Below are 24,065 nucleotides of genomic sequence, written 5' to 3'. Positions count from 1 at the left end.
TTGGTGTTGAAAATTTCTTAACAACCAAATATGTATTCTAATGTTTGTGCAGTATGTTTAGCCTATTCTAACACTTAAGAATGCATGAAGAAATTTTTGACTATAACGATAGACGTGGAGCCGGATTGTAGCAGTGATTGGACGTATTCATCCCCGTTAACCTTTACCGGTGTGGAGAAAGGGATCAAAGACATTTTGCATCCTTTGTTCATCAAATACGATCTGGTTCCTACCTATTTGTTAAACAATGTGGTTATTGAAAACGAGGCCAGTGTCGCTGTTTTAAGAGAATTGGAAGGTGCATATGAACTTGGCACTCATTTACATCCTGAGTTTATTGCTCCCGAAAAAAGTTTTGACAATTATGCAGGTAAAAAGGCAAGGGCCAATTGTTGTGATTATCCCAATGACATTGAAGAGGGAAAGTTGAACGCCATTACAGATTTGTTCGAATCAAAATTTGGATACAAACCGATTGTTTTTCGAGCAGGTCGATTTGCGGCAGGAGTGAATACCATTCGGGTTCTAAAGAAATTGGGTTATAAGGTAGATACCAGTGTTACCCCGCATATAAAATGGGACGATCATACACGCAAAAATATTTGTGATTTCAAAAATGCTCCTGAACAACCTTACTTTATGACAGACTTTTCTATGATAGAAAAGTCGAAGTTGTCGGAAGGGATTCTCCAGATACCGGTTTCGATAGCACTTCAGAAAATACCTTATTGGAAAGAGTGGCTTTTTTCATTGGGAGGCTTGCGAAGAAAGCCCTATTATTTCAAGAGAACTTGGCTGCGCCCGAGTTTTTTTGGAGATAAAGAGCTGCAAAAGTTGGTAAAGCAATACCAGTTTACTTATCAGGGAGAAGAGATCATTGTTTACAATATGATGTTCCATAATATTGAGGTGATGCCGGGAATTAATCCTTATGCACCAACTCAAAAAGATTGTGACCAGATCTTAGCCGCCATGGAATCTTTTTTTGCTTTTTGTAAGGAGGAGGGAATTCGGGGTATTTCTACAGAAGAACTGTATGATCGGTATTATGCAAAACCGTCAAAAGCTGCGAAACCATCGTTGGTCTCTCGTTTGTCGTCACTGAGTTTTTTGCCGTATCTTCTTGGTTCTGAGGAAGTAGAGGCTGCGGTTGCACTCTTTTCCGAACTGCCATTGGCCGTGTAGAAAACCCCGGCATTTTAAGTTGAAAAAACTTTTCCCCAACGGGTTTTACCCCGAGGAAGTCACTAGGGTATAGTGTAATTTGCCCTCGAATTTTTAAGCAAGGACGCAAAAAACAATAAGTTATGATCAAAATGCAAGTGATTGGCAATCTGGGGAAAGATTGTGTTACCAATGCCGTTAATGGAAAGAATGTTATCAATTTCAGCGTTGCGCATACCGAAAAATACCGCGATCAACAAGGGAACCAAAAAGATAAGACGATTTGGGTGGAATGTGCCTATTGGACAGACCGTACAGGAATCGCTCCGTATTTGAAAAAGGGTACACAAGTGTATGTTGAAGGTTCTCCTGAAGTACGCACTTATGCCAAAAACGATGGCACTAGTGGTGCATCTTTAACCCTTCGTGTGAGCAGTGTTCAATTGTTAGGTAGCCGTGGTGATGCAGGAGCAAGTCCTAGCTACAGCGGACCCGCTTCAAACAGCTCGGTTGGTTCACCGGTGATGGATATTAATGAACCAATGGACGATTTACCCTTCTAATTAAGGCTCGTTCTTCATAAATTACTCCCGCAAGTGTTTCTTGCGGGAGTTTTTATTTAATACCATTATATGAAACCGATTGTAACCGGCTTTTGCTTCCTGTTTTTAAGCACATACGGATGGACTCAAACAACGCTTAACACTGATGTATTGGTGATTGGAGGCAGCACGGGTGGCGTAGGCGCCGCTATCCAATCGGCGCGCCTTCAAAACAAAACTATTTTGATAGAACCAACGCAATGGTTGGGGGGCATGTTAACGGCTGCCGGTGTGAGCTGTACCGATGGAAACGATGAACTCCACAGTGGCATTTGGATGGAGTTCCGAGAAGAATTATACAAGCATTACAAAACCCGAAACCTGTTCACGGGTTGGATCAGTGAAACCTGTTTTGAAGCACAAGTTGGAGATAGCATTTTCAAAGCCATGTTCAAGCGGGAGAAATTTCTAACTGTAAAGTATCAATGGTTTTTTGAGAAAGCGTTGATGATGGGGAAGTCAATAACAGGAGCTGTTTTTGTAAATCAAAAAGGACAAAAGCTTACTGTGAATGCTTCACTGGTGATTGACGCAACTGATTTAGGTGATGTATTTGCATCAGCCGGGGCGGGTTTTGATTTGGGCATGGAACATCCCATTTATGCCAAAGAAACTATGGCCCCTGGTAAATCGGACATGATTCAAGATCTTACTTGGGTGGCGGTTTTAAAAGACTACGGTCCTAATGCCAATAAAACCATTCCTCGCCCGAAAAACTATGACAGCACCCGCTATTTCTGTTCTTGTTTGGATGCTCCCTGCCCCGATGGTTCAGCCTACAAAGTAAACACCGAGAAAATGTTGGACTATGCCTTGCTTCCCAATAAACAATACATGATCAATTGGCCGGCGCACGGGAATGATTACTATGTAAACGTAACATCGATTCCTCAAATAAAGAGATACGAATACCTTGAAGCAGCCCGCCAACAAACACTCGGATTCGTTTATTTTATTCAAACTCAGTTAGGAAAAAAGAACCTCGGTTTATCTCCTTTATTTCCGGGTGGTTCAGGATTGGCATTGATGCCCTATCATCGTGAGGGTAGAAGAGTAAAAGGTGAAGTTCGCCTAAATGTAAACGATTTGATTGAGCCTTTTGACCAAAATGATCCTTTATATAGAACCGGAATTTCGGTAGGCGATTATCCGGTAGATCATCATCACAGCAAAGAAAAGAATCCGCCGAATATTGATTTCCCGCGCGTGCCTTCATTTAGTATTCCATTGGGTAGTTTGATTCCAAAAGATGTCGAGAACTTGATTGTGGCCGAAAAAGGAATTTCTGTTTCCAATATTGTTAATGGATCTACTCGCTTGCAACCTTGTGTATTGCTTACCGGACAGGCTGCAGGAGCCCTCGCCGCGGTTGTTTTGAAGGAACGAAAAGCAAACCCATCATATTCAGTAAAGCAAGCCGATGTTCGAAATGTTCAAGCGCAATTACTAGCGGCGAAAGCTTATCTCAGACCCTATTTTGATGTGAAACCTGAGCATCCTAATTGGATATCCATTCAGCGCATAGGGGTTACCGGTATATTGAAGTCGAGAGGTGTTCCGGAAGGTTGGGCCAATAAAACTTTTTTCGATCCTGATTCTTTAATTACTGAAAATGAATTGTCGGAGGGTCTTGGCTCCTTTTTTGGAATTGGCGGGCTCAGTAAATCAAATACCAAGATCACAGTGAGTAATTTAAAAGCTCAGTTGATCATTGTGATGTTAGCGAAACGAATCAAGATAAGCTTTTGGAAGTCGAATGAAGAATTGCAAGAAGTTCTGAGCAACCGTTCTATCAATAGTTCAACTGCTTTAACAAAAGCTCAAGTAGCCGTGATACTCGATCACTACCTGCATCCATTTAATTACCCGGTTGATCATTTTGGAAGACTCAACAATTCCAATGATACGCCTACAATTGAGTTGAGGCCTTAATGTCATCACTTCAATAATGCTTCCAGTTCAGCTCTTGTAACAGGGCCGTTTTTGTCGTTAAGGTTAATGACGATTAAATAGCCTTTTGAACCGGAGGTAGACATAAAAGCACTGTACATATTGAACTGCTCACTCACTAGCGGTTTGCCGGTGGTTACATTCCACAATTCTTTTGCGCACAAACAGCCCATTGTTGGTGTGAGGGGATAGAAAGGATAGTCTTTAAAGAATTCCGGATCAATGGTAGTACCGTGTGCAATGATCTCAGAGCGGCCGATTTTGCCTGCTTCCAGTGCTTCCAATCGGGGCTTGAATTTCAGCCATGAAGCGGGCCAATAGTTTTGATAATGACTGATGAGTTCTTCGTTTGAAAGTTTGAGTCCATGAAAGAAATTCTTTGAACTGTCTTCCAAAGGCATTACTAATTGAATATTGGGTGTAGGGCCAATGAAACCGAGTCTTGATACAGCGGTCCCCTGAATGCTGTACATTCCTTGCGGTGTGTTTCCATTTGAAATGAAATAGGGAAGAGATGAGCCTGAACGAGCCAGTTGTTCGAACATCATAATGGCGCCGTCTGCTCTTCTTTCAAAACTTCCATCTGCATTCTGCACAATGGCCATACCCGGATAGTCGCGATTCTCTCTTTGAAAGGAGTAGATTACTTTATTGCCTTTTTCTTTGTGAAATTGAATAAGGTCTTTGACAGATGGAGCGCTGGTCTTTTTAGGCTTGATCTTGTCTTGCACATAATGAGTAAGCGATTCTAAAATAGGAAAGGAATCCGGCTCTGAAAATTGCTCTACAGTTCTTATGCTAATTTGATTGCTCACATCAATTGAAGGATTGGCGCGAATCCAGTACGCCGCCGCCATTGAGAACAGTTTTGCATCGGTTTGTTTTCGGAAAATTTGCTGTATTTGCTCTGTGAACTCGGTAGGGTATACCGCATAAGCCGCTTCTAGCAATGCTTTTCGAGTATCATATTGAAGTTGATCGAATGCATTAAAGAGTTTACGAAAGCCAAGTTTTACGGTGTCGTTTTTAATAAGAAACTGGGAAATGGCATTGCAAGCCGACTCAAAACGGTGCTCATTGTCTTCGTTGATGTCTTGCAAGAATGTTTTGGCGATTACATTTTCTCTAATATCCTTAGCCATCCGTTGGCGTTTGCCATATAAAGCCATTTCAGTATATAAATTCTGAACGGATTGGGCATTGATTTCAGAAAGGAGCATCCATAAAAAAACTACCAACAAACTTCGCTTCATAGCGCAAAATTAGCGCATCCTTTCTTAACTTGAATGCAATGAAAGCTGAGGAATGAGATTCCTCCGATAAATTTCATCATCAATCGATTGCTCAACCAAACTATTTCTTATGAGTGCTTCACGTCGTAAATTTCTTCAACAACTAAGCAGTACCGCTTTGTTTTATGGTGCAGGTTCTTTGGAACGGCTGCAAGCAGAGGAGCGATACGATACTCGAATGCTGCAATACGAAAGAAAATACACAGCCAACGATGCCATTCGTGTGGCGGTAGTAGGAACCGGTATCATGGGGCACAATGACCTCGCTTCTGCTTTAAAGGTTCCCGGCGTTAGTTTAGCAGGTGCTTGCGATTTGTATAAAGGGCGACTAACAAGAATGAAAGAACTCTATGGGAAAGATCTGTTTGTGACGCAAGACTATCGAGAACTTTTACTGCGAAAAGATATTGATGCCATTATCATTGCTACCAGTGATTACCACCATGCGCGCATTTCTACCGATGCGTTGAAAGCCGGTAAGCATGTGTATTGTGAAAAGCCAATGGTGCATCAACTATCGCAAGGATTGGGTGTGATCAATACCTGGAAAGCCAGTGGTAAAACAATGCAAGTGGGAAGTCAGGGAATTAGCGGATTGGATTTTGCGAAAGCAAGAGAACTGTATCGTTCGGGAGCCATTGGTCAATTGAATTGTATTGAGGCATTCACGGATCGACAAAGTGCACTTGGTGCTTGGCAATATACGTTACCCACAGATGCAAGTGCTGCTACTGTTGATTGGGACAAGTACATTGCAGGAATGCCCAAACAAGCTTTTGATCCCATGAAGTTCTTTAGATGGAGAAACTATAAGGAATTTGGAACCGGCATGTCGGGCGATCTTTTTGTACACCTCTTAACCGGAATTCATTTTATAACAGGAAGCCATGGACCTTCCAAAATAATGGCAAACGGGCAACTAGTGTACTGGAAAGACGGTCGCAATGTACCGGATGTTTTAACCGCCATTCTTGAATATCCAAGTACCGATCAACATCCTTCTTTTCAAGTAATGCTCCGTGTGAATTTTATCAGTGGGGCAGGAGACAAGGGAAGTACTCGATTGGTGGGAAGCGATGGTGTAATGGAGTTAGGATGGGATGGTCTCACTGTGCATAACAGCTTAATGCCCAAAGCACCTGGTATTGGAGGTTGGGATTCTTTAGAAACCTACCCCAAAGCCATGCAAGAAGAATTATTGAAAGCATACGATCAAAAGTACTCGGCAGCAGACAAAGCTTCGCCCACTAAAGAACCGATTCAATTCAAAACACCGGAAGGATTCAATGAGCATGTGGAGCATTTTGCGAACTTCTTTAATGGAGTGAGAACCGGAGCAAAAGTGATTGAAGATCCAATAGTTGGTTTCAGAGCCTGCGCGCCTTGCTTGGCGGTAAATGATAGCATTTTTCAGAAGAAGATCATTTATTGGGATGCAGAGAAGATGATGACGAGAGTATAATTAATAATTAATAAGTAATAATTAATAATTGGGGCCTCGAGGTAAAAAGTTTAAAACAAGCAATGAAAGGATATCAATCACCTACACTTTATCATAAGAGCTCACTCTATGAAAAAATGAAGCAAGTACTATTGTTTGTATTTAAGTAGAAATTTTTCGACATCTTTGGTGATCAGGTTCGCCAAACTATCGGCGGGATGGGTTTGTGTCCAATACTGCGAATGAATTTGATAGTCGCATTTCAGATCTAGATAAGGGATATTATTCTTTTGAGTGAAGGCATGAATGTATTCGTCGAATTCGCGGCTGTCTGAACGTTCACATTCCAGAATAGGAGCACGGAATAGGTAGAGCTTGATATGATTCCGGTTGCATAGATCTACAAAGCGTTCAAAATAGTCCAAGTCATCTGCTTCAATGGTATCACGGTAATTCTCAATTTTTACATTCGGATCGGGGAAGAAAGGAGAGTAGCCCTTATCAATTCCAAAAAAGGCAATGTTTTTTTGATAGCTTCTTTCCAAAAACTTGATGCGATTTTTAAATACCAAAGGGTACCTTCTTACAAACTTGTAAAAATCGTTGTACATCACATTCGCCATGAATGGAAAGTCTTTAACTGTTTCTGCGATATAAGGATTGCGGTACCTGCAAAAAGCATTGTAAACGGCGCTGTCTTGTAAGTCGGTCACAAAATAATCATCCCTAAACTTACTACTGAAGCCATTGCTTCCATTGAAACTGAATTCATCAACTTGTAATACAACATGATTTATCTGTACTTTGTATTTCTCTAACAGTACTTTTAAAAGCAAGTAATTCGATGGCAAACCATGACCATCTTCTCCAATATTGAACACTTTCAATTTTGTAGTATCCATAACATTGGGTTTGATGCAGTGTTCTGCTCTCGATGATCCCATTACCAGATAATCAACGTTTCGATCTATTTGCTCCACATACTGTTGCTTTCTTCCTTCTACCCAACTTGGATCGAGTTTGAAAAGCATCAGGTATAGGCTCACCAATAAAAACCCACCAAACAAAAGCGATTTTTTGAGAAATTGTTTCATGGGTTAAAATTGAAAGTAAATGAATTGGGTTTTGTTCAAATAGGGGAAATGCAATACTATGAGCACACACAGAATCCAGTATACAAAATACCGCAACCAATGATTCTTGATTTGTAATACATTTCTTTCATCGTGACGTTGATACCATTCTCCCATCAACAATACAATTACATAAGGAAGGTATTCCCATCCCGCAGGTTTGGTAAAGAAGCGATCCGGAATTTGTTTGAAAAAAGAAAGTGCATCTGATAGTGTAGCCGATCGAAAGAACACCCAAGAGGCCGTTACCAACAAAAAGGTACTAAGCATCTGAAACAATTCCTTTAACGACGGTAGTGCCTTTCCTTCGGCCACTACACTGTTACGGAAGTTTTTTGTTTTGTTATGCAGAAGCAGGGGTAAGAATAACAAAGCATGAATCAAGCCCCAAAATATGAATGTATAATTCGCTCCATGCCAGAATCCACTCACAAGAAATACGATGAATGTATTACGAATCGTGATCCACTTCCCATTCTTTGAACCGCCTAGAGGAATGTATAAATAGTCGCGAAACCAACCTGTTAAACTCAAATGCCAACGTTGCCAAAATTCTGCAATGTTTCGAGAGAAATAGGGGAACCTGAAATTGCTGTACAGTTCAAATCCAAATAACTTAGATGTGCCTAAAGCGATATCAGAATACCCACTGAAGTCGCCATAAATTTGAATTGAAAAATAGATCGCTGCTAGTACCAAAGAGGAACCATTCAAGTGTTCATGACCTCTAAAGGCCGGTGCTACGGCAACTGCCAGCGTATCGGCTATCACTACTTTCTTAAAAAATCCCCATAACATCAATCGAAGTCCGGCAAAGGCTTGTGCCGTATTAAAAGGCTTTTTAGCTTGAATTTGTGGGATGAGGTGGCTGGCTCTTTCAATAGGTCCTGCTACCAACAATGGAAAGAAGCATACGAATACCGCATACTCTAAAAAATTCCGAACCGGTTTTTGTTTGTCGCGATAGATATCAAATACATAACTCATTCCATGAAACGTGTAGAATGAAATGCCAACGGGAAGAGCAATGTGGAGCAGGGTTGGATGAATGTTCCAACCGATGCCTTTGAGCATCAGTTGGAACGATTCTATGAAAAAATTATAGTATTTGAAAAAAAGTAGTACGCCAAGATTGTTGACGATACTTAGTACCAACCAAAGTTTGCGGTGTTTGGATTCTTTGCCTAGTAGCAAGCCGAATCCATAGTCCATTACGGTTGATCCAATCAGCAACAATAGAAACCTCCAATCCCACCAGCCATAGAAGAAATAACTCGCTACCAAAATCAAGGCCTGTTGGGCTCTTAAGCGCCCCGAACCGATCAGCCAATAAAGGGTAAAGACCGGAATCAGGAATAGAAAAAAGGTGATCGAGTTAAATAGCACGGTTGATTAGGGTTTCATTTGGTACTAGAACGTCTTTTTATCGCCTCCTGTTGTGCCGGCAGGGGGCGGGTTCTTTACATATTTCTCCAGCCATTGGTTTTGTTCCCAAAGCATGTGCAAAATGTTTTCTTTTCCAGCATAGCCATGACTTTCGTAAGGCAAGAACACCAATCGAGTGGTGCCGCCGTGTCCTTTAATGGCATTGTACATGCGTTCACTTTGAATGGGGAAAGTGCCTGAGTTGTTGTCCATTTCACCGTGAATCATCAAAAGCGGAGTCTTGATTTTATTGGCAAAGCTGAACGGACTCATGTTGTAATACACATCCGGAGCTTCCCAATAGGTTCTTTCTTCGGCCTGAAAGCCAAATGGAGTAAGGGTTCTATTGTATGCCCCGCTTCTGGCAATACCGGCTTTGAAGAGTTTGGTATGCGCCAATAAATTAGCGGTCATGAAGGCTCCGTAACTATGTCCACCCACTGCTACGCGGTTGCTATCTCCCACGCCCATTTTTGAAAGGGCTTGAATGGCTGCATGTGCATTCAGATACAATTGCGGAATGAAGGCATCATTGGGTTCTTTGTTTCCTTCTCCTACAATGGGCATTTCTGCATTATCGAGCACCGCATATCCTTGTGTGATCCAGAAAATAGGTGAGCCATAGTTGATTCGGGTGAAGGTATATTTTGACCCTCTTACTTGAGCGGCATCACTGGCGCTTTTGTATTCTCTAGGATAAGCCCACATGATCACAGGCAAAGGACCGTCTTTTTTTGCATCGTATCCTTTTGGCAAGTATAGATCGCCTGTTAAGTCGATGCCGTCGGCTCTTTTGTAAGAAATCTTTTGCTTGGCTACTCCTTCCATTTGAGGATAAGGGTTCTTGAAATCAGTAATGGCTATCGGAGCTACTTTCTTTTTCAAGTTGCGGATATAGTAGTTGGGTGTTTCGGTTGGACTTTCCTTCGAAGTGATGAACACTCCATTTTCTGCATCTAACACATCTACTACCGTTTCATAATACGGTGCTTCGCAACGCCACAAAATGGTTCCTTTCTTTGTTTTCAAATCGAAGCTTTGCAAGAAAGGCATGTCTCCTTCCGGAGATGAACCGGCACCTCTTAATAATAAATTGCCATTTTTTGTTTGCATCAATACTTCTTTGCCGAAACTATTTTTAGAAGTGATGGGCGAGCCGATATCACTGTATGCATCGTTGCTGCTTCTTTCATTGATCAAATCTAACTGACCATTTGAGGGGTTGAAGGCAAAGATCTGTTGCTTGCGATCGTAGGTCATGCTCTGATAAACCAAGGCTAAGTTGCCATTGCCCCAAATTACATTGCGCAATCTTCTGGTAGCCTTCAGTAAACTGCTCGCATTGTCGATAGAGACAGGTGAACCGTTGATGGGAAGTTGCATCAATTCATCATGAAATTCCGTTTTGCTTCTGCCCATTCCTTTGTCTAATGCTTTTGTGAAAACAACGGTAGAAGGCAGATCGGCTCTCCATTCAAAATCTCTAGGGAAACTCACCACATCATCGAAGCCAATGGGCTGACCTTCTGCAGAAGGATTCTTTACCAATACAAATTCGCTTCCTGTTGATGCTGATATCACAGATATAGAATGAGGAAATCCGCTAGCAGGAACTAAATAAGAAAAGGGTCTGAGTATTTTCGTAGCAAGAATGTATTGCTTGTCGGGCGAAAGGCTCACACTTTGATAAATGGCCGGTTTACCCAAGGCTTGCTCTTCTGTAAGGTTATTGATCACGAGTTGACTGGTAGTCATGTAATCAAACAAATCTTCGTCGTAGCCGTTTTTGATCAAGTCTTGGTAGGTACGACTAGCAGCAGCCTTCCCCAGGTTTTCTTGAACCACCGGACCTTTGGGTGCCAATGGTGCCGGCGGATAGGTTCTATAATTATTCGGAACTACTTTGTAAAGAAGAGCGTTGTTGCTGATCCATTGGAAAGAACCACCGATCGTAGTATTCAAAGCGTTCTTATTGATCTTACTCGCTTTTTTGGTAACCACGTCTATTATGTACAAATCAACGCGATTGCCACTACTATGAGTAAACGCAATTTTGGTTTCATCCGGACTCCACTGAATGCTACCGGCTCTCAAATTTTCAGGCAAACCTTCGATCGCGCTAATAGCACCTGTTTTTATGTTTTTCAGTTGCAAGCCAACAGCGTAGCCGGTTCTGCTGGGACTGAAATTTTGAGGGTTCAGTCTCAATCCCCCAATACGCAATTCAGGTTGTGCCAATTCTTCTACAGAGGGAAAACTGCTTCTTTCAGAGAGCAACATCAAGCTTCCTTTGCTATCGATGCTCACGCCCGGAGTGGGTTTGGCGAGCACGAGGTCTTGAATGTCTTTCGGTGGCAATTGATACGAAAACGCGTCTTGCGCTTTCGAACTCATCAATGCCAAGCAAAAACTAAGTGATACTAGGATTCTTCTCATAATCTTGGTTTTATAGTGAGTGCAAGTACTTATTGATAAACACGTACGTAATCGATTTCCATTTTTTGTGGCCAAATTTTTTCGTCTACTCCTTTCGCACCGCCCCAGTTGCCACCGGCTGCGATGTTCAAGATCAAATACATTTTGTTATCGAAGGGCCAGGCAGCGTAATCGGTATGATCGTTTTTGAATCGGAAATAAACATTTTCATCGATGGTCATAATCACTTCATCTTTATTCCATTCTACTCCATATACATGAAATGCTTCGCTACAGTCGGGCAGCACTACATTGGCGGTTTTCTGTGTACCAATAATATGATTATAGGTTTTACAGTGAATAGACGCATGAACTCTTCCTTGATCGTATCCAACGTGTTCCATGATGTCGATTTCGCCATCGTCGGGCCATTTCAGCGGAGTGGTGCTACCCAGCATCCAGATGGCGGGCCAGGTACCCAAACCCTTGGGTAATTTGGCGCGAACTCTGATTTTCCCATACTGCCAATCGCCTTTTCCCTTGGTCACCAATCTTGCAGAGCTGTATTCCATTCCTTCAAACTTCTCTTTAATGCAGGTAATGGTCAACAGGCCCTTGTCTACAGAAGCATTGTCCAATCTGGCTTTTGTATAGTATTGTTTCTCATTGTTTCCCCATCCATTACCGCCAACATCGTAGTTCCATTTGGTGCTATCGGGAAGGCCGGTATAGTTGAATTCGTCGGCCCAGATCAATTTCCAGGATTTTTCCTGAGCTTGACCGGGACCTGACTGAGTCAGCAAAAGGGTCAAAAAAACGGGGGCAAGAAGTCGTTTCATGTGCGTCAATTTTAGTGTGTTAAGATACTGATAAACCATACAAACAAGTGTTGGTTTTTACAGGAGAGGTTGATTTTATTTTGGAGGTTTCATTTTTGGGCGTACTTTTGCCCCGGAAATGAGAAAAAACACCGTACATATTCATCATCATCATTCTTGCCTGCAAGGGTAAGCCGATGTGTATTGTATGTATTTGATCATAGAATTACGTGGCTTACTTCGGTAAGCCATTTTTTTTGCACGTTATTCAAATAAAAGAAAAACTATATGTCAGCGGTGAAACTAAAGATCGCCATCCAGAAATCAGGTCGCCTCTACGAAGATTCAACGGCTTTGCTCAAAGAATGTGGCATCGACTTGAGAAACGTGAAAGACCGTTTAAAAACCGAGAGTGATAATTTTCCTTTGGAAGTATTCTTCCTGCGCGACGATGATATTCCTCAATACGTTGAAGACGGTGTAGCAGACATCGGCATCGTGGGTGAAAACGTACTCTTGGAAAAAAACAAGAAAGTAAGCACGATTGAAAAACTGGGTTTTGGAAAATGCCGTTTGTCGATCGCCATTCCTAGAAATCAGGAATACGGCGGTGCTGAAAGCTTGGAAGGCAAACGCATCGCAACCAGCTATCCCTTTCTAGTGTCGCAATACTTGGCAAACCACAATGTTACTGCAGATATTCACGAGATCAGCGGATCGGTTGAAATTGCTCCCGGCATTGGACTGGCGGATGTGGTGGCCGATTTAGTAAGCAGTGGTTCTACCTTATTCATGAATGGGTTGAAAGAAGTAGAAACCATTCTGAAAAGTGAAGCCGTGTTGATTCAGAACAATCAACTCAGTGAAGAACAACTTCAATTATTGAATACCCTTTTGTTCCGTATTCGCACTGTTAAAAAAGCGAAGAAGAACAAATACGTTTTAATGAACGTACCGAACGAAAAACTCGAAACCGTTGTTTCTTTATTACCCGGTATGAGAAGCCCAACTATTTTACCCTTGGCCTCTACAGGTTGGAGCAGCGTACACAGCGTGCTCAGTGAAGCTGAATTCTGGGACAAGATCGAGCAATTGAAAGAAGCAGGTGCAGAGGGGATTTTGGTAGTGCCGATTGAGAAGATGGTGTTGTAGAGGAAGGAGGATAAGAGGAGGGAGGAAGGAGGAGAAAAAGAACAAGAAGAAGGACAGGGGGAGTTAATTAATAAATAATCAATTAATAATTAATAATGGAATAGCCGGGAGTAATTAATAATTAACAATTAATAATTAATAATGGAGCAGCCGGAAAACAGGAGGGAGGAGGGAGGCTGGTTTTGCGTAGCAAAAGCAGTGGAGTCTATCCCGTGAGGAACGATACGGGACAGGCGAAGCCGTTGCGGGAAGGGAGGAAATACAGAGAGACTGACAGCGCTGCGAAAACGCTGCGGTCGCTGCGCCGCCGCGGTGAAAAAACGGACGGCAATAAGCAATAGAACTTTTTGATACTAAAAAATTAAAACACTCAAATCTCAACAAACTATGAGATTGTATACAAATCCGGAAAAATCACAATGGTCGGAGATCGTAGCTAGACCCGTGATGGATGCGCAGAAATTAGAAAAGACCGTTCGGAAGATTTTAGAGAAAGTGTCGGACAAAGGCGATAAAGCCGTAAAAAAATTCACCAAAGAATTGGATGGCATTTCATTGAAGCGCTTGCTCGTTACTGAAAAAGAATGGAAGCAAGGCATTGCCTCGCTCGATCCGGCTTTGAAAGCCGCCATGGATCAAGCCGCTGCCAATATTAGAAAATTCCACGAAGCACAACAAAGCGAAGTGCAGGTAATTGAGACCATGCCCGGTATTCAATGCTGGCGCAAATCCATAGCCATCGAAAAAGTGGGCTTGTACATTCCGGGTGGCACCGCTCCATTATTTTCTACCATATTGATGTTGGGCATTCCTGCTCAAATTGCAGGCTGTAAAGAAATTGTGTTGTGCTCTCCTCCCAATAAAGAAGGAGGCTTGCATCCGGCTATTCTCTATGCTGCCAAATTAGTGGGCGTAACCGTTCTTGCTAAATGCGGCGGTGCGCAAGCGATCGGCGCCATGGCCTATGGAACCGATTCTATTCCCGCTGTATATAAAATATTTGGTCCCGGAAATCAATACGTCACTTGTGCGAAACAGTTAGTTCAACAATCGGGTACCGCCATCGACATGCCTGCCGGCCCTAGCGAAGTTGCAGTGTTTGCCGAAGCAACCGCCAATGTTGATTTTGTGGCAGCCGATCTTCTTTCACAAGCAGAACACGGGATCGATAGTCAAGTAATTTGTGTTACTACAGATGCTAGTCTTCCCGAAAAATTGAAAGAAGCCGTAGCACAGCAGCTTTCTCAATTGCCCCGCAAACACTTGGCCGATCAGGCATTGGAGAACAGCAAGATAGTTGTAGTGAAAGACCGTGAGACAGCGCTACAATTGCTAAATGCCTATGCTGCTGAACATTTGATCTTGAATTGCGAAGACCCACAAGCATTAATTCCATCCATTGTTAATGCAGGATCTGTTTTCTTGGGAGCGTATACTCCGGAGAGTGTGGGCGATTATGCCAGTGGTACCAACCACACCCTTCCCACCAATGGTTATGCGAAAGCATACAGCGGTGTGAGTCTGGATAGTTTTGTGAAGAAAGTAACCTTCCAGCAATTGTCTAAAGAAGGACTTCAAGCCATTGGCACAACTGTTACTACCATGGCCGAGGCAGAGGGACTGCTAGCGCACGCCAATGCGGTAACGGTTCGATTAAAAACATTATAATTCGATAGCGATGAATTTTGATATTAACAATCTACTGCGTGATAATATCCGCAATTTGGTTCCTTACTCTTCTGCTAGAGACGAGTTTAAAGGAGAAGCGAGTGTGTATTTAGATGCCAATGAAAACAGCTTGGGCTCGCCCCTCACCAAATGGTATCATCGTTATCCGGATCCCCTACAGTGGGCCATTAAAGAAAAACTGTCTGCCATTAAAGCTGTAAAACCGGAACAAATTTTCTTAGGTAATGGAAGTGATGAATGCATCGACGTGTTGATTCGTGCGGTATGCGAACCGGGGATCGATAATATCTTGATTTGTCCGCCTACTTATGGCATGTATTCGGTAAGCGCGAATATCAATAATGTGAAAATTAAGTCGGTGCCCTTGACGCCCGATTTTCAACTCGATATTCCCGCCATTGATGCGGCCATCGACGATCATACTAAAATGATCTTCCTTTGTTCACCGAACAACCCTACCGGCAATTCTTTGAATAGAGCCGATGTGGAAGTGCTGCTGAACAACTATTTCGGGTTGATTGTGATTGATGAAGCCTATATCAACTTTTCTCGTCAGCCTTCTTATGCCCGCGATTTGGTGGAATTCCCCCAATTAGTGGTAATGCAAACGCTGAGTAAAGCCTGGGGATTGGCAGCGCTCCGCGTGGGAATGGCATTCGCAAGTAAAGCCATCATTGATGTGATGAACAAAGTGAAACCGCCTTATAATATCAACCAGGCTTCTCAAGATTTGGTGCTAAAAGCCTTGGAGGAAGTGGGACAGGTGAACGATATGATCCGAATTTTAGTGGAAGAAAGAGATAAACTGGCCGCTGAATTGACCACCGTTCCCGGAGTAGAAAAAGTGTATCCTTCCGATGCGAACTTCTTGTTGGTAAAAGTAAAAGACGGAAGAGCCGTATACGATTACCTTCTCACTCAAGGAATTGTGGTTCGTGATCGGAGTAACGTCACTTTATGCGAGGGTTGTTTAAGAGTAACCGTAGGTACCCCCGCCGAGAATCAAACACTGGTCGCCGCTCTTAAAAATTATTCAAAATAAGGGTGGTAAATAAGTTAAATTGCGATTCGCATAAACTAAAATAACATGATGAAAACCTTGCTTCGCACAACTGCATTGGCCGCCTTTGCGGTTCCATTTTTGTTTGCCAGCTCATTACATAAGTATTGGCTGCCGGTAGAACAAATCAAATTAAAAGTTCCGGAAGGATTTACCGCCACTACCATCGCTGCTAATAAAGGCCGCGCTCGTCATATTGCGGTGAACACCAATGGTGACGTGTTTGTGAAATTGGAGCGTTTGAGTGGAGGTGCCGGGATTTTACGCCTTCGCGATACGAATAAAGACGGCTTTTTAGATGATACCTTGAAATTCGGTAACTACATCGGTACCGGTATCGCCATCAAGAACGGTTATTTGTATGCTTCATCAAACGATGATGTGTTTCGTTACAAATTGAAAGCAAACGGTGATATTGAAAACATCGAGAACCCTGATAAGATTGTGAGCGGATTGGTGAATAAGAACCAGCACGCTTCTAAATCATTGGCACTCGACAATGCCGGAAACATTTATGTAAACATCGGTGCCCCAAGCAATGTATGTCAGGAAAGCGATCGCAAGAAAGGTTCTAAAGGAATGATGCCTTGCCCCATTCTGGAAACAGCCGGTGGGATTTGGCAATTCAAAGCAGATAAACTCAATCAAACCTATGCCGATGGCGTTCGCTATGCTACAGGTTTGAGAAACGTAGTGGGATTGGATTGGAACAGTGACGCAAACGACTTGTTTGTAATGCAACACGGTCGTGATATGTTGTTCCAAGATTTTCCCGAAATGTTCGATGCGAAAGCTGGTGCCAACAGCCCTGCTGAAGAAATGTTCCGTATTAAGAAAGGAGTTGACTGCGGATGGCCCTATTGTTATTTCGACAACGATAAGAAGTTGAAATTGTTGAACCCTGAATACGGCGGCAATCGTGAGAAAGAAGATATCTGTGCTACCAAAGAACATTCTGTAGCGCAATATCCAGGTCACATGGCTCCCAACGGTTTGTTGTTCTATACCGGAAATCAATTCCCCGCTAAGTACAAAAATGGTGCTTTCATTGCCTTCCATGGTTCTTGGAACAGACCACCCGAGCCTCAATATGGTTATTTCGTGGTATTCCAACCATTCAAGAACGGCGTTCCTTCAGGTGAGTGGGAAGTATTCGCTGATGGCTTTGCAGGCGAGAACATCAATCGTGCAAAATACCGTCCTTGTGGCTTAGCTCAAGGTCCCGATGGATCTATCTATGTTACCGAAGACAATGCCGGTATGATTTGGAAAGTATCGTATAAAAAATAAGGATACATGAAAAAGTATTGGATTGCCTCATTGCTATTAGTTACAACAGGAGCGCTTTTGATGAGTTATACCGCTCCTCAACCGGCTCCTTTGAAAGCAGCCATGACAAGAGGTAAGAAAGTGTACGACGAAGTGTGCATGGCCTGTCACCAAGCAGATGCCGGTGGGGTTCCTAGAATGAATCCGCCACTGATCAAAACAAAATATGTATTGGGCGATAAGAAGGCCTTGATCAAAATTGTTTTGAAAGGATTGAAAGGGGGAGAAGTAGAGATCGATGGAGATCGTTATGAAAACCCCATGCCTCCGCAAGAATCGGTATTGACCGATCAACAAATTGCGGATGTGTTGACCTATGTTCGAAACAGTTTTGGTAACAAAGCGAGTTTGGTAACACCGGCCGAAGTAAAAGCTCAAAGAGGAAAATAATCCTCCATAGAATAAGTAACTTGCAAGCTGTTTCAATTTGAAACAGCTTGTTTTTTAAAGAATCGTATGAAACGTTGTTTATTTATCGATCGCGATGGTACGCTTATTTTAGAAGCACCACCTACTTATCAGTTAGACAGTTTTGATAAACTCACATTCTATCCAAAAGTGTTTGAGTTCTTGGGTAAGATTGCCAAAGAACTCGATTATGAATTGGTAATGCCTACCAATCAGGATGGATTGGGAACTGCAACCTTTCCCGAAGATACCTTCTGGCCTTTGCACAATTTTGTGATCAAAAGTCTGGAAAACGAAGGGATCAAATTTGAAGAGGTATTGATCGATAAAACCTACCCTCATGAAAATGCTCCCACCCGTAAACCGGGCACCGGCATGTTCACCAAATACATCAACAATCCTGAATACGATTTGGCCAATTCATTTGTAATTGGTGATCGAATTACCGATATGCAACTCGCTAAAAATCTAGGTTGCAAAGGTATTTGGATGGTAGAAGATCCAACACTCGGCGCTGCTGAAATTCAAGACCAAGTAGCGCTGTTGAGAGAAGAAACGGTGGTATTGGAATCAACCGATTGGCAGAAAATTTATGAGTTCTTGAAATTGGGATTGAGAAGGGTGAATCACGATCGCAATACCAACGAAACACAAATTCATGTAGAGTTGAATTTGGATGGAACCGGTAAAGCGAATATTCATACCGGACTCGGATTCTTTGATCACATGCTTGATCAAATTGCCCGTCACGGCTCTATGGATTTAACCGTGATTGCAAAAGGAGATCTGCACATCGACGAACATCATACCATTGAAGATACAGGTATCGCACTCGGCGAAGCATTCGGAAAAGCCTTGGCCGATAAGCGTGGAATAGAGCGCTACGGATTTGCACTTCCTATGGACGAAGCCGAAGCAAAAGTGTTGATTGATTTTGGCGGACGCAATTGGATTGTATGGAATGCTCTGTTCAAACGTGAACGCATCGGTGAAATGCCAACAGAAATGTTCTTCCATTTCTTCAAAAGCTTCAGTGATGCAGCGAAATGTAATTTGAACATTGAATGTCACGGCGACAACGAGCACCATAAAATCGAAGCGATCTTCAAAGCCTTCGCCAAAGCCATTCGCATGGCAGTAAAACGAGACCCGATGAAGAATTATTTACCGTCGACGAAAGGAGTACTTTGAGGAATTAATAGTTTAGAATTAATAATTAATAATGAGGCCCACACTATTGTGTGAGGCCTTTTTCTTTTTAATGAAATAGAGACAGGCTTGAAATGGAATTCTAACTTCTCAAAAAGATGTTCTATTGCAATCATGCCACTTGAGAATTTCAATTCATTAATGTTATAGAGCGTTACCTGCATTTAAAAGAACAATCTACTTTCTATGCTACTCTTCCAACCGATATTTTGAGTGGGCCCCACAAGGTCCCTGAGTATCCCGAAGGGATTATCGAAGGGCCGATGTGGGGGCCACGAAAAATATCGAATGTTTAATAAAAAAATGAGGGGTCATTCCGAACGACTGAGTTTGCAAAGCAAACGAAGGAGAGAGGAACCTCAGAACGGGTTTTATAGAAGGAATCTGATTTCGAAGCCCTGACGCTTCACGCTATTAATTGCTAAGTAATTGAGTTGTTGAGTTTTTTAGTTCTTAAGTTGTTGCACTATTGAAGAATGGAGCCGATCTTCAGGCAAAAATGCCCAAAAGCACAAATTCAAACCAGTGTCTTGTGCAAAGCCCCAAACACAAAAACTAAACAATAGGTTTAGTGAAAAAAATAGTTTCAAAACCGTCTCTTCTCTAACAACACATTGTTAGTTTCCTTTATCAAATGCCAAGCTCTTAAGTTATTTAGTTTTTAAGTTCTTCAGTTGCTACACTATTGACGCATGGCACTCATGTCCACGCAAGAATACCAAAAGCACAAATTCAAACCAGTGTCTTGTGCAAAGCCCCAAACTCAAAAACTAAACAACTAAATCACTAAAGAACTAACCAACGAGTTTAGTGAAAAAAAATAGTTTCAAAGCCGTCTCTTCTTTAACAACACATTTTGAGTTTCCTCTCTCGCTGCGGCTGCTTCGCAGCCTCGCTCGATCGGAATGACGGGGATTTTTTAAAAAGAACCCAGATTTCTCGCATACTTCTTCAGGCCTTTGGCCTTTCGAAGCATGCTCGAAATGGCTTCGGACATCGTTTTCTTCATAGATGGACGAATGGAACTTAAAAAATGAAATCATTTTGAATATATAAGCAGTATGCGACAGAGAAAATGTAAGAGAAAGCAGTCTTGCTTTTTGATGCCATCAGTTTTTCTTGATTAGCCATTAGCACAACGAATTAATAATTAATAATGAGGCCCACACTATTTTGTGAGGCCTTTCTCTTTAGAGCCAAATGGAGAAAGGGCTTTCAAAATAGCAATAGTGAATCGCTTGCGAAATCCAGTGTTGTCAATATTTGCGAAGCAACCCAATTCTTAATTCTTAACTCTTAATTCTTAATTACCTTCCCTCCTAACATCACAAATCCCACTGCCTTCACTGCCCCAATATTCTTACTAGGGTCACCGTCAACAGCAATAAGATCGGCGAGTAATCCGGGTTTGATGAAGCCCATTTTATCGGCTACGCCGAATACCGTGGCATTCACAGAAGTGGCCGATTTTAATACATCAATTGGAGTCATTCCGTATTCAACCATCATGATCATTTCACGGGCATTATCGCCGTGCGTAAACACGCCCACATCTCCGCCCATTACGATGGTAACACCTGCTGCAAGTGCTGCTTGAAAACTTTTCTTTTTTTGTTGAATGCTGGCGGGAGTGATTCCGGAAGCTTTGTTCCAGCCACCGTATTGTTCATACGCATCACTGGCCGCAAGGGTAGGGCAGTAGGCGATGCCTTTTTCTTTCATTAGTTTGAATACTTCTAGGGTGCCCTGATCGCCGTGCTCAATGGTGTACACTCCGGCAGCAATGGCTCTTTTCATGCCTTCCACACTGGTGGCATGGGCTACCACTTGTCGGCCGCCCGATTGTGCAATTTCCACCGCTGCTTTCATTTCTTCTACAGTAAAAGTAGGCATGGCTTCATGACTTTTACCCCAACGGTAATCGGCATATAGTTTTATCAGATCCGCACCTTTAGAAATTTGAAGGCGTACTTCACTTTGCATTTCTCCTACATTGCCCACTTCCGCAGCACCTTGGTGGAAATCAATATCAGAACTGGCCGGACGTGGCGCGTAGGTTCCTCTTGCCACAATAGCCTTGGTAACTACTTGCATTCTTGGTCCAATAATGAGTCCTTTTTCAATCGCTTTTTTCAATCCCACATCATCGTATTCAGCACCTTCGGTACCTAGATCGCGCACCATGGTGAAGCCCGCTAATACGGTGGCTTTGGCGTGATTGCCTGCACGCAACATGCGTTCAGCTCTTGATTCTTTCAAAACCTGATCTTCCCATTTTGTTTCGTTGTAGGGATGTAGCAAGAGGTGAGAATGTCCTTCAATCAATCCGGGCATTAAGGTTTTGCCGGGCAATTCGATGATGGTGGTGCCGGCAGGCAGCTTGAATTGCTGCGGTCCTGCAGCCACTATGGTATCGTTTTTTACCAGTACGATCCAGTTATCGTGCATTTCAACGCCGTCGAATACACGAGCGGGCTTGAGTAAAGTGTATTTGTCTGTTTGACCGAAGCTTTGAGCAGATATTAATAAAAGAAAGAATAGCAAACGCATGAGAGTCGATTTGCTATAAAGATATTGGATAATTTTTAGAGAAAGTGCGCAAAGTGCGCGGAGAGAGCGCAAAGAGGCGCAAAGGGAGAATAGAGTAATGTTTTCTCCGCGTATCTCCGCGCCCTCCTTCATTTTGCGATGAAAAAAGAAGGAAGGCACAGCATTTTTATAGGATCGTTAACTACAGAATAATCGTAGTGTTTTCTCCGCGTATCTCCGCGCCCTCCTTCTCTTTGCGATGAAAAAAGCCGGATATTACAGCATTTCGATTGGATCATCCACCACTCTAAAATTTTCATTCAATCCACACAGTCTTTCCATATCAGCTTCACTAATTTCAAAATCAAACACATCAAAATTCTCCCTCAACCTTGCTTCATTTGATGATTTCGGAATAGTGGAAACCCCCAACTGCAAGTTCCAACGAATGATGATTTGTGCGGGCGTTTTTGAATACTTTGTAGAAAGTTCTTGAATCAGCGGATCGCTGAATTTCTTACCTCGAACCAGTGGTGTATACGATTGCAATTGAATCCCGTCTTTTTTGCAACGATCCAATTCGGCTTTTAAATACAACCAAGGACTGAATTCCATTTGATCGATCACCGGAACAATATTGGCGTAAGATTTCAATTCATCTAGAAAAGGGACCAAGTAATTGGCCACTCCAACCGATCGAACCCGTTTTTCTTCGTACAAGCGCTCCACTGCTTTCCAAGTATCTTTTCGCTTTCCTTTGATAGGCCAGTGCACGAGGTAGGCGTCTATGTATTCGATGTTCAATAATTTCATACTGGTATCGAATGCGCGTAGGGTAGAGTCGTATCCCTGATCTCCATTGCCCACTTTAGTAGTTACAAAAATCTCATTTCTCGGTAGGGAACTGTTTCTTACGGCATTGCCTATCTCTTTTTCGTTTCGATAGAGCGAAGCCGTATCAATCAATCGATATCCGATCTCCAATGCTTTTGAAACTGCCGCTTCTGCTTCAGCATTGTACATGTCGTACACACCCAATCCCAGCAGCGGCATGGATATTCCGTTGTTTAATGTAGTAGTCATTTGGTGGTATGTTTTTCGGGGCAGGTAGCTTTTTTTTGAGTTTTTTAGACCACAGATTCGCACAGATTATAACGGATTAACACAGATTAGAGTCTGAATATTTTGTCTTGCTGATATTCTTTCGGCCTCTAATCTGTGTAAATCTTGTATTTGTAATCTGTGTGTTCTGTGGTCAAAAAAAGCCTAAAGCCTAAGGCCCAATGCCTAAAACACCGAACTCAATAACTCAAAACTTGATCTAAAGGTGTTCTGTGTTCAAAATAAAAAATCATTCTCTAACTCCAACTTCTCAACCCCAACAACTTCTCCCCCAATTCCGTCAACTCCGCTGTTCCGTATTTATTCTGCTCCCATTTTCTTGGATCGCCGGGGAATGCATACCCTTCCGGTGCAATACGGTCTCTCCAAGAATTGATGCGCCATTCTTTTAATGCAGGATTGTCTTCTTCCGCAGGCATCATGGAAATGTACTGTGCAATACGCACTTTATTGCCCGATAAATTCGGACGAATGCCGTGCGCCAAAAGACTATTGAAGATCAACAAATCGCCCGCTTCCATTTTTACTTTTACCAGATCAAATCCGGTTGTATCGGGACGGAAATGGTTTCGGTCTTCCGGCTGCGTTAGTTTCCACGTATCATAGGTTCTGTACAATTCGGGGATGCATTGAAAGCCGCCCATGTTTTCATCGGTTTGATCGGCCAAGGCCAATACCCCTTGAACGTTTTGTGGTTTGGTTTCAGGGTCGTAGTCCCAATGAATAAAGCCTTTGAATTCAAATCCGGGTCGCATAGGGAAATTCAAATTCGCACGGTCGATTGTGACCCATAGCTCTTCTGTTCCCCAAATATCACTAAAGGCATCGTATACTCGTTGCATTTGACGGTTGTTCCACAAATGTTGGTTGTTGTACACTTCTACCATGCCACTATTAGTAAGCTCTTTCATTTGTATTTCTGCGCGAGGTGGTGCGTACCAAGTCTCCGGATCATTCGGGTCTTTTTCCTCAAATTCCCAAAGAAAGGCTGCTGTGGCTTCGGCTTGTTCTTTTGGAACCGCGTTTTTGATCACGATATAGCCGTTCTCGATCCAGAACTTCCAATCTTCTTCCGACAAAACTTTCAATGGTTTTCCATTGGAGCGGTCGTTCAATCGTTGTTGACTGCTCTTCGCAACGGAAGGATTGCCGGGGATGTCTTTATGGGCATTGGTGGCCATCGTTGGGGCCATGGTTGCCGCCATAGTGGGGTTCATTGTTGGTGTGGGATTCATATAGCAATTGATTTAATACACCAAAGCTACTTTTTCATAGAGGCTGAATACAAGCCCTGTTTTGGCTATTTTTTGCACTGTATTGACCGTTT

Annotated in this window: 18 protein-coding genes; 10 read left to right on the top strand and 8 right to left on the bottom strand. The window is 42.6% G+C overall.

Features of this window, described 5'->3' with window-relative positions:
• The first annotated feature begins 84 nt into the window (after positions 1–84).
• The 3 genes from ACQ2HE_RS07510 (at position 85) to ACQ2HE_RS07500 (ending at position 3,698) form a co-directional block, all read left to right on the top strand.
• Entirely contained in the window at positions 85–1,185 is a 1,101-nt protein-coding gene (locus ACQ2HE_RS07510; protein ID WP_430898982.1) for a polysaccharide deacetylase family protein, read from the top strand.
• A gap of 122 nt (positions 1,186–1,307) precedes the next feature.
• A complete protein-coding gene (locus tag ACQ2HE_RS07505; RefSeq protein ID WP_430898984.1) occupies positions 1,308–1,727 on the top strand; it encodes a single-stranded DNA-binding protein in 420 nt (139 codons plus the stop codon).
• A 69-nt stretch (positions 1,728–1,796) separates the two neighbouring features.
• On the top strand, positions 1,797–3,698 hold the full coding sequence (locus ACQ2HE_RS07500; RefSeq protein ID WP_430898986.1) for an FAD-dependent oxidoreductase: 1,902 nt from the start codon (positions 1,797–1,799) through the stop codon (positions 3,696–3,698).
• Between the two features lie 5 nt (positions 3,699–3,703).
• Here ACQ2HE_RS07500 and ACQ2HE_RS07495 read toward each other — a convergent pair whose 3' ends face one another.
• Positions 3,704–4,969, bottom strand: coding sequence for a hypothetical protein (locus ACQ2HE_RS07495; RefSeq protein ID WP_430898987.1), 1,266 nt, complete (start codon positions 4,967–4,969; stop codon positions 3,704–3,706).
• Between the two features lie 109 nt (positions 4,970–5,078).
• Between ACQ2HE_RS07495 and ACQ2HE_RS07490 the strand changes: the two genes are divergently transcribed.
• Entirely contained in the window at positions 5,079–6,470 is a 1,392-nt protein-coding gene (locus ACQ2HE_RS07490; protein WP_430898989.1) for a Gfo/Idh/MocA family oxidoreductase, read from the top strand.
• A 128-nt stretch (positions 6,471–6,598) separates the two neighbouring features.
• On the opposite strand, the gene ACQ2HE_RS07485 is transcribed toward ACQ2HE_RS07490, so the two are convergent.
• From ACQ2HE_RS07485 to ACQ2HE_RS07470, 4 genes are read right to left on the bottom strand one after another with little or no spacing between them, the layout of a single operon-like run.
• Positions 6,599–7,543 (bottom strand): hypothetical protein, encoded by a 945-nt coding sequence (locus ACQ2HE_RS07485; RefSeq protein WP_430898991.1) that lies wholly within the window; start codon positions 7,541–7,543, stop codon positions 6,599–6,601.
• Between the two features lie 3 nt (positions 7,544–7,546).
• Positions 7,547–8,968 carry an MBOAT family O-acyltransferase gene (locus ACQ2HE_RS07480; RefSeq protein ID WP_430898992.1) on the bottom strand — a complete coding sequence of 474 codons (1,422 nt, stop codon included), beginning with the start codon at positions 8,966–8,968 and terminating at the stop codon, positions 7,547–7,549.
• A 24-nt stretch (positions 8,969–8,992) separates the two neighbouring features.
• On the bottom strand, positions 8,993–11,443 hold the full coding sequence (locus tag ACQ2HE_RS07475) for an alpha/beta hydrolase family protein (RefSeq protein WP_430898994.1): 2,451 nt from the start codon (positions 11,441–11,443) through the stop codon (positions 8,993–8,995).
• Positions 11,444–11,472: 29 nt separating this feature from the next.
• On the bottom strand, positions 11,473–12,261 hold the full coding sequence (locus ACQ2HE_RS07470; RefSeq protein ID WP_430898996.1) for a glycoside hydrolase family 16 protein: 789 nt from the start codon (positions 12,259–12,261) through the stop codon (positions 11,473–11,475).
• 267 nt (positions 12,262–12,528) lie between these two features.
• On the opposite strand from ACQ2HE_RS07470, the gene hisG reads away from it, so the two are divergent.
• From hisG to hisB, 6 genes are all read left to right on the top strand, one after another.
• Positions 12,529–13,392 carry an ATP phosphoribosyltransferase gene (gene hisG, locus ACQ2HE_RS07465; RefSeq protein ID WP_430898998.1) on the top strand — a complete coding sequence of 288 codons (864 nt, stop codon included), beginning with the start codon at positions 12,529–12,531 and terminating at the stop codon, positions 13,390–13,392.
• A 387-nt stretch (positions 13,393–13,779) separates the two neighbouring features.
• A complete protein-coding gene (hisD, locus tag ACQ2HE_RS07460) occupies positions 13,780–15,060 on the top strand; it encodes a histidinol dehydrogenase (RefSeq protein ID WP_430899000.1) in 1,281 nt (426 codons plus the stop codon).
• Between the two features lie 10 nt (positions 15,061–15,070).
• Positions 15,071–16,123, top strand: a complete 1,053-nt coding sequence (gene hisC, locus ACQ2HE_RS07455; protein WP_430899002.1) for a histidinol-phosphate transaminase — start codon at positions 15,071–15,073, stop codon at positions 16,121–16,123.
• A 45-nt stretch (positions 16,124–16,168) separates the two neighbouring features.
• Positions 16,169–17,431: a PQQ-dependent sugar dehydrogenase gene (locus ACQ2HE_RS07450; protein ID WP_430899004.1), complete on the top strand. Its 1,263-nt coding sequence runs from the start codon at positions 16,169–16,171 to the stop codon at positions 17,429–17,431.
• 6 nt (positions 17,432–17,437) lie between these two features.
• Complete coding sequence (locus tag ACQ2HE_RS07445) at positions 17,438–17,860, top strand: c-type cytochrome (RefSeq protein ID WP_430899006.1); 423 nt, start codon at positions 17,438–17,440, stop codon at positions 17,858–17,860.
• Between the two features lie 66 nt (positions 17,861–17,926).
• Positions 17,927–19,069 (top strand): bifunctional histidinol-phosphatase/imidazoleglycerol-phosphate dehydratase HisB, encoded by a 1,143-nt coding sequence (gene hisB, locus ACQ2HE_RS07440; protein WP_430899008.1) that lies wholly within the window; start codon positions 17,927–17,929, stop codon positions 19,067–19,069.
• Positions 19,070–20,383: 1,314 nt separating this feature from the next.
• Here the strand turns inward: hisB and ACQ2HE_RS07435 are convergent.
• From ACQ2HE_RS07435 to ACQ2HE_RS07425, 3 genes are all read right to left on the bottom strand, one after another.
• On the bottom strand, positions 20,384–21,637 hold the full coding sequence (locus tag ACQ2HE_RS07435) for a metal-dependent hydrolase family protein (protein WP_430899010.1): 1,254 nt from the start codon (positions 21,635–21,637) through the stop codon (positions 20,384–20,386).
• Positions 21,638–21,892: 255 nt separating this feature from the next.
• A complete protein-coding gene (locus ACQ2HE_RS07430; protein WP_430899012.1) occupies positions 21,893–22,699 on the bottom strand; it encodes an aldo/keto reductase in 807 nt (268 codons plus the stop codon).
• 275 nt (positions 22,700–22,974) lie between these two features.
• Positions 22,975–23,973, bottom strand: a complete 999-nt coding sequence (locus tag ACQ2HE_RS07425) for a phytanoyl-CoA dioxygenase family protein (protein ID WP_430899014.1) — start codon at positions 23,971–23,973, stop codon at positions 22,975–22,977.
• Positions 23,974–24,065 lie beyond the last annotated feature (92 nt).

The sequence above is a fragment of the Endoryza foliicola genome (assembly GCF_050589245.1).
Taxonomy (GTDB): Bacteria; Bacteroidota; Bacteroidia; order Chitinophagales; family Chitinophagaceae; genus Endoryza; species Endoryza foliicola.
This window is presented reverse-complemented; position numbering and strand designations above follow the sequence as displayed.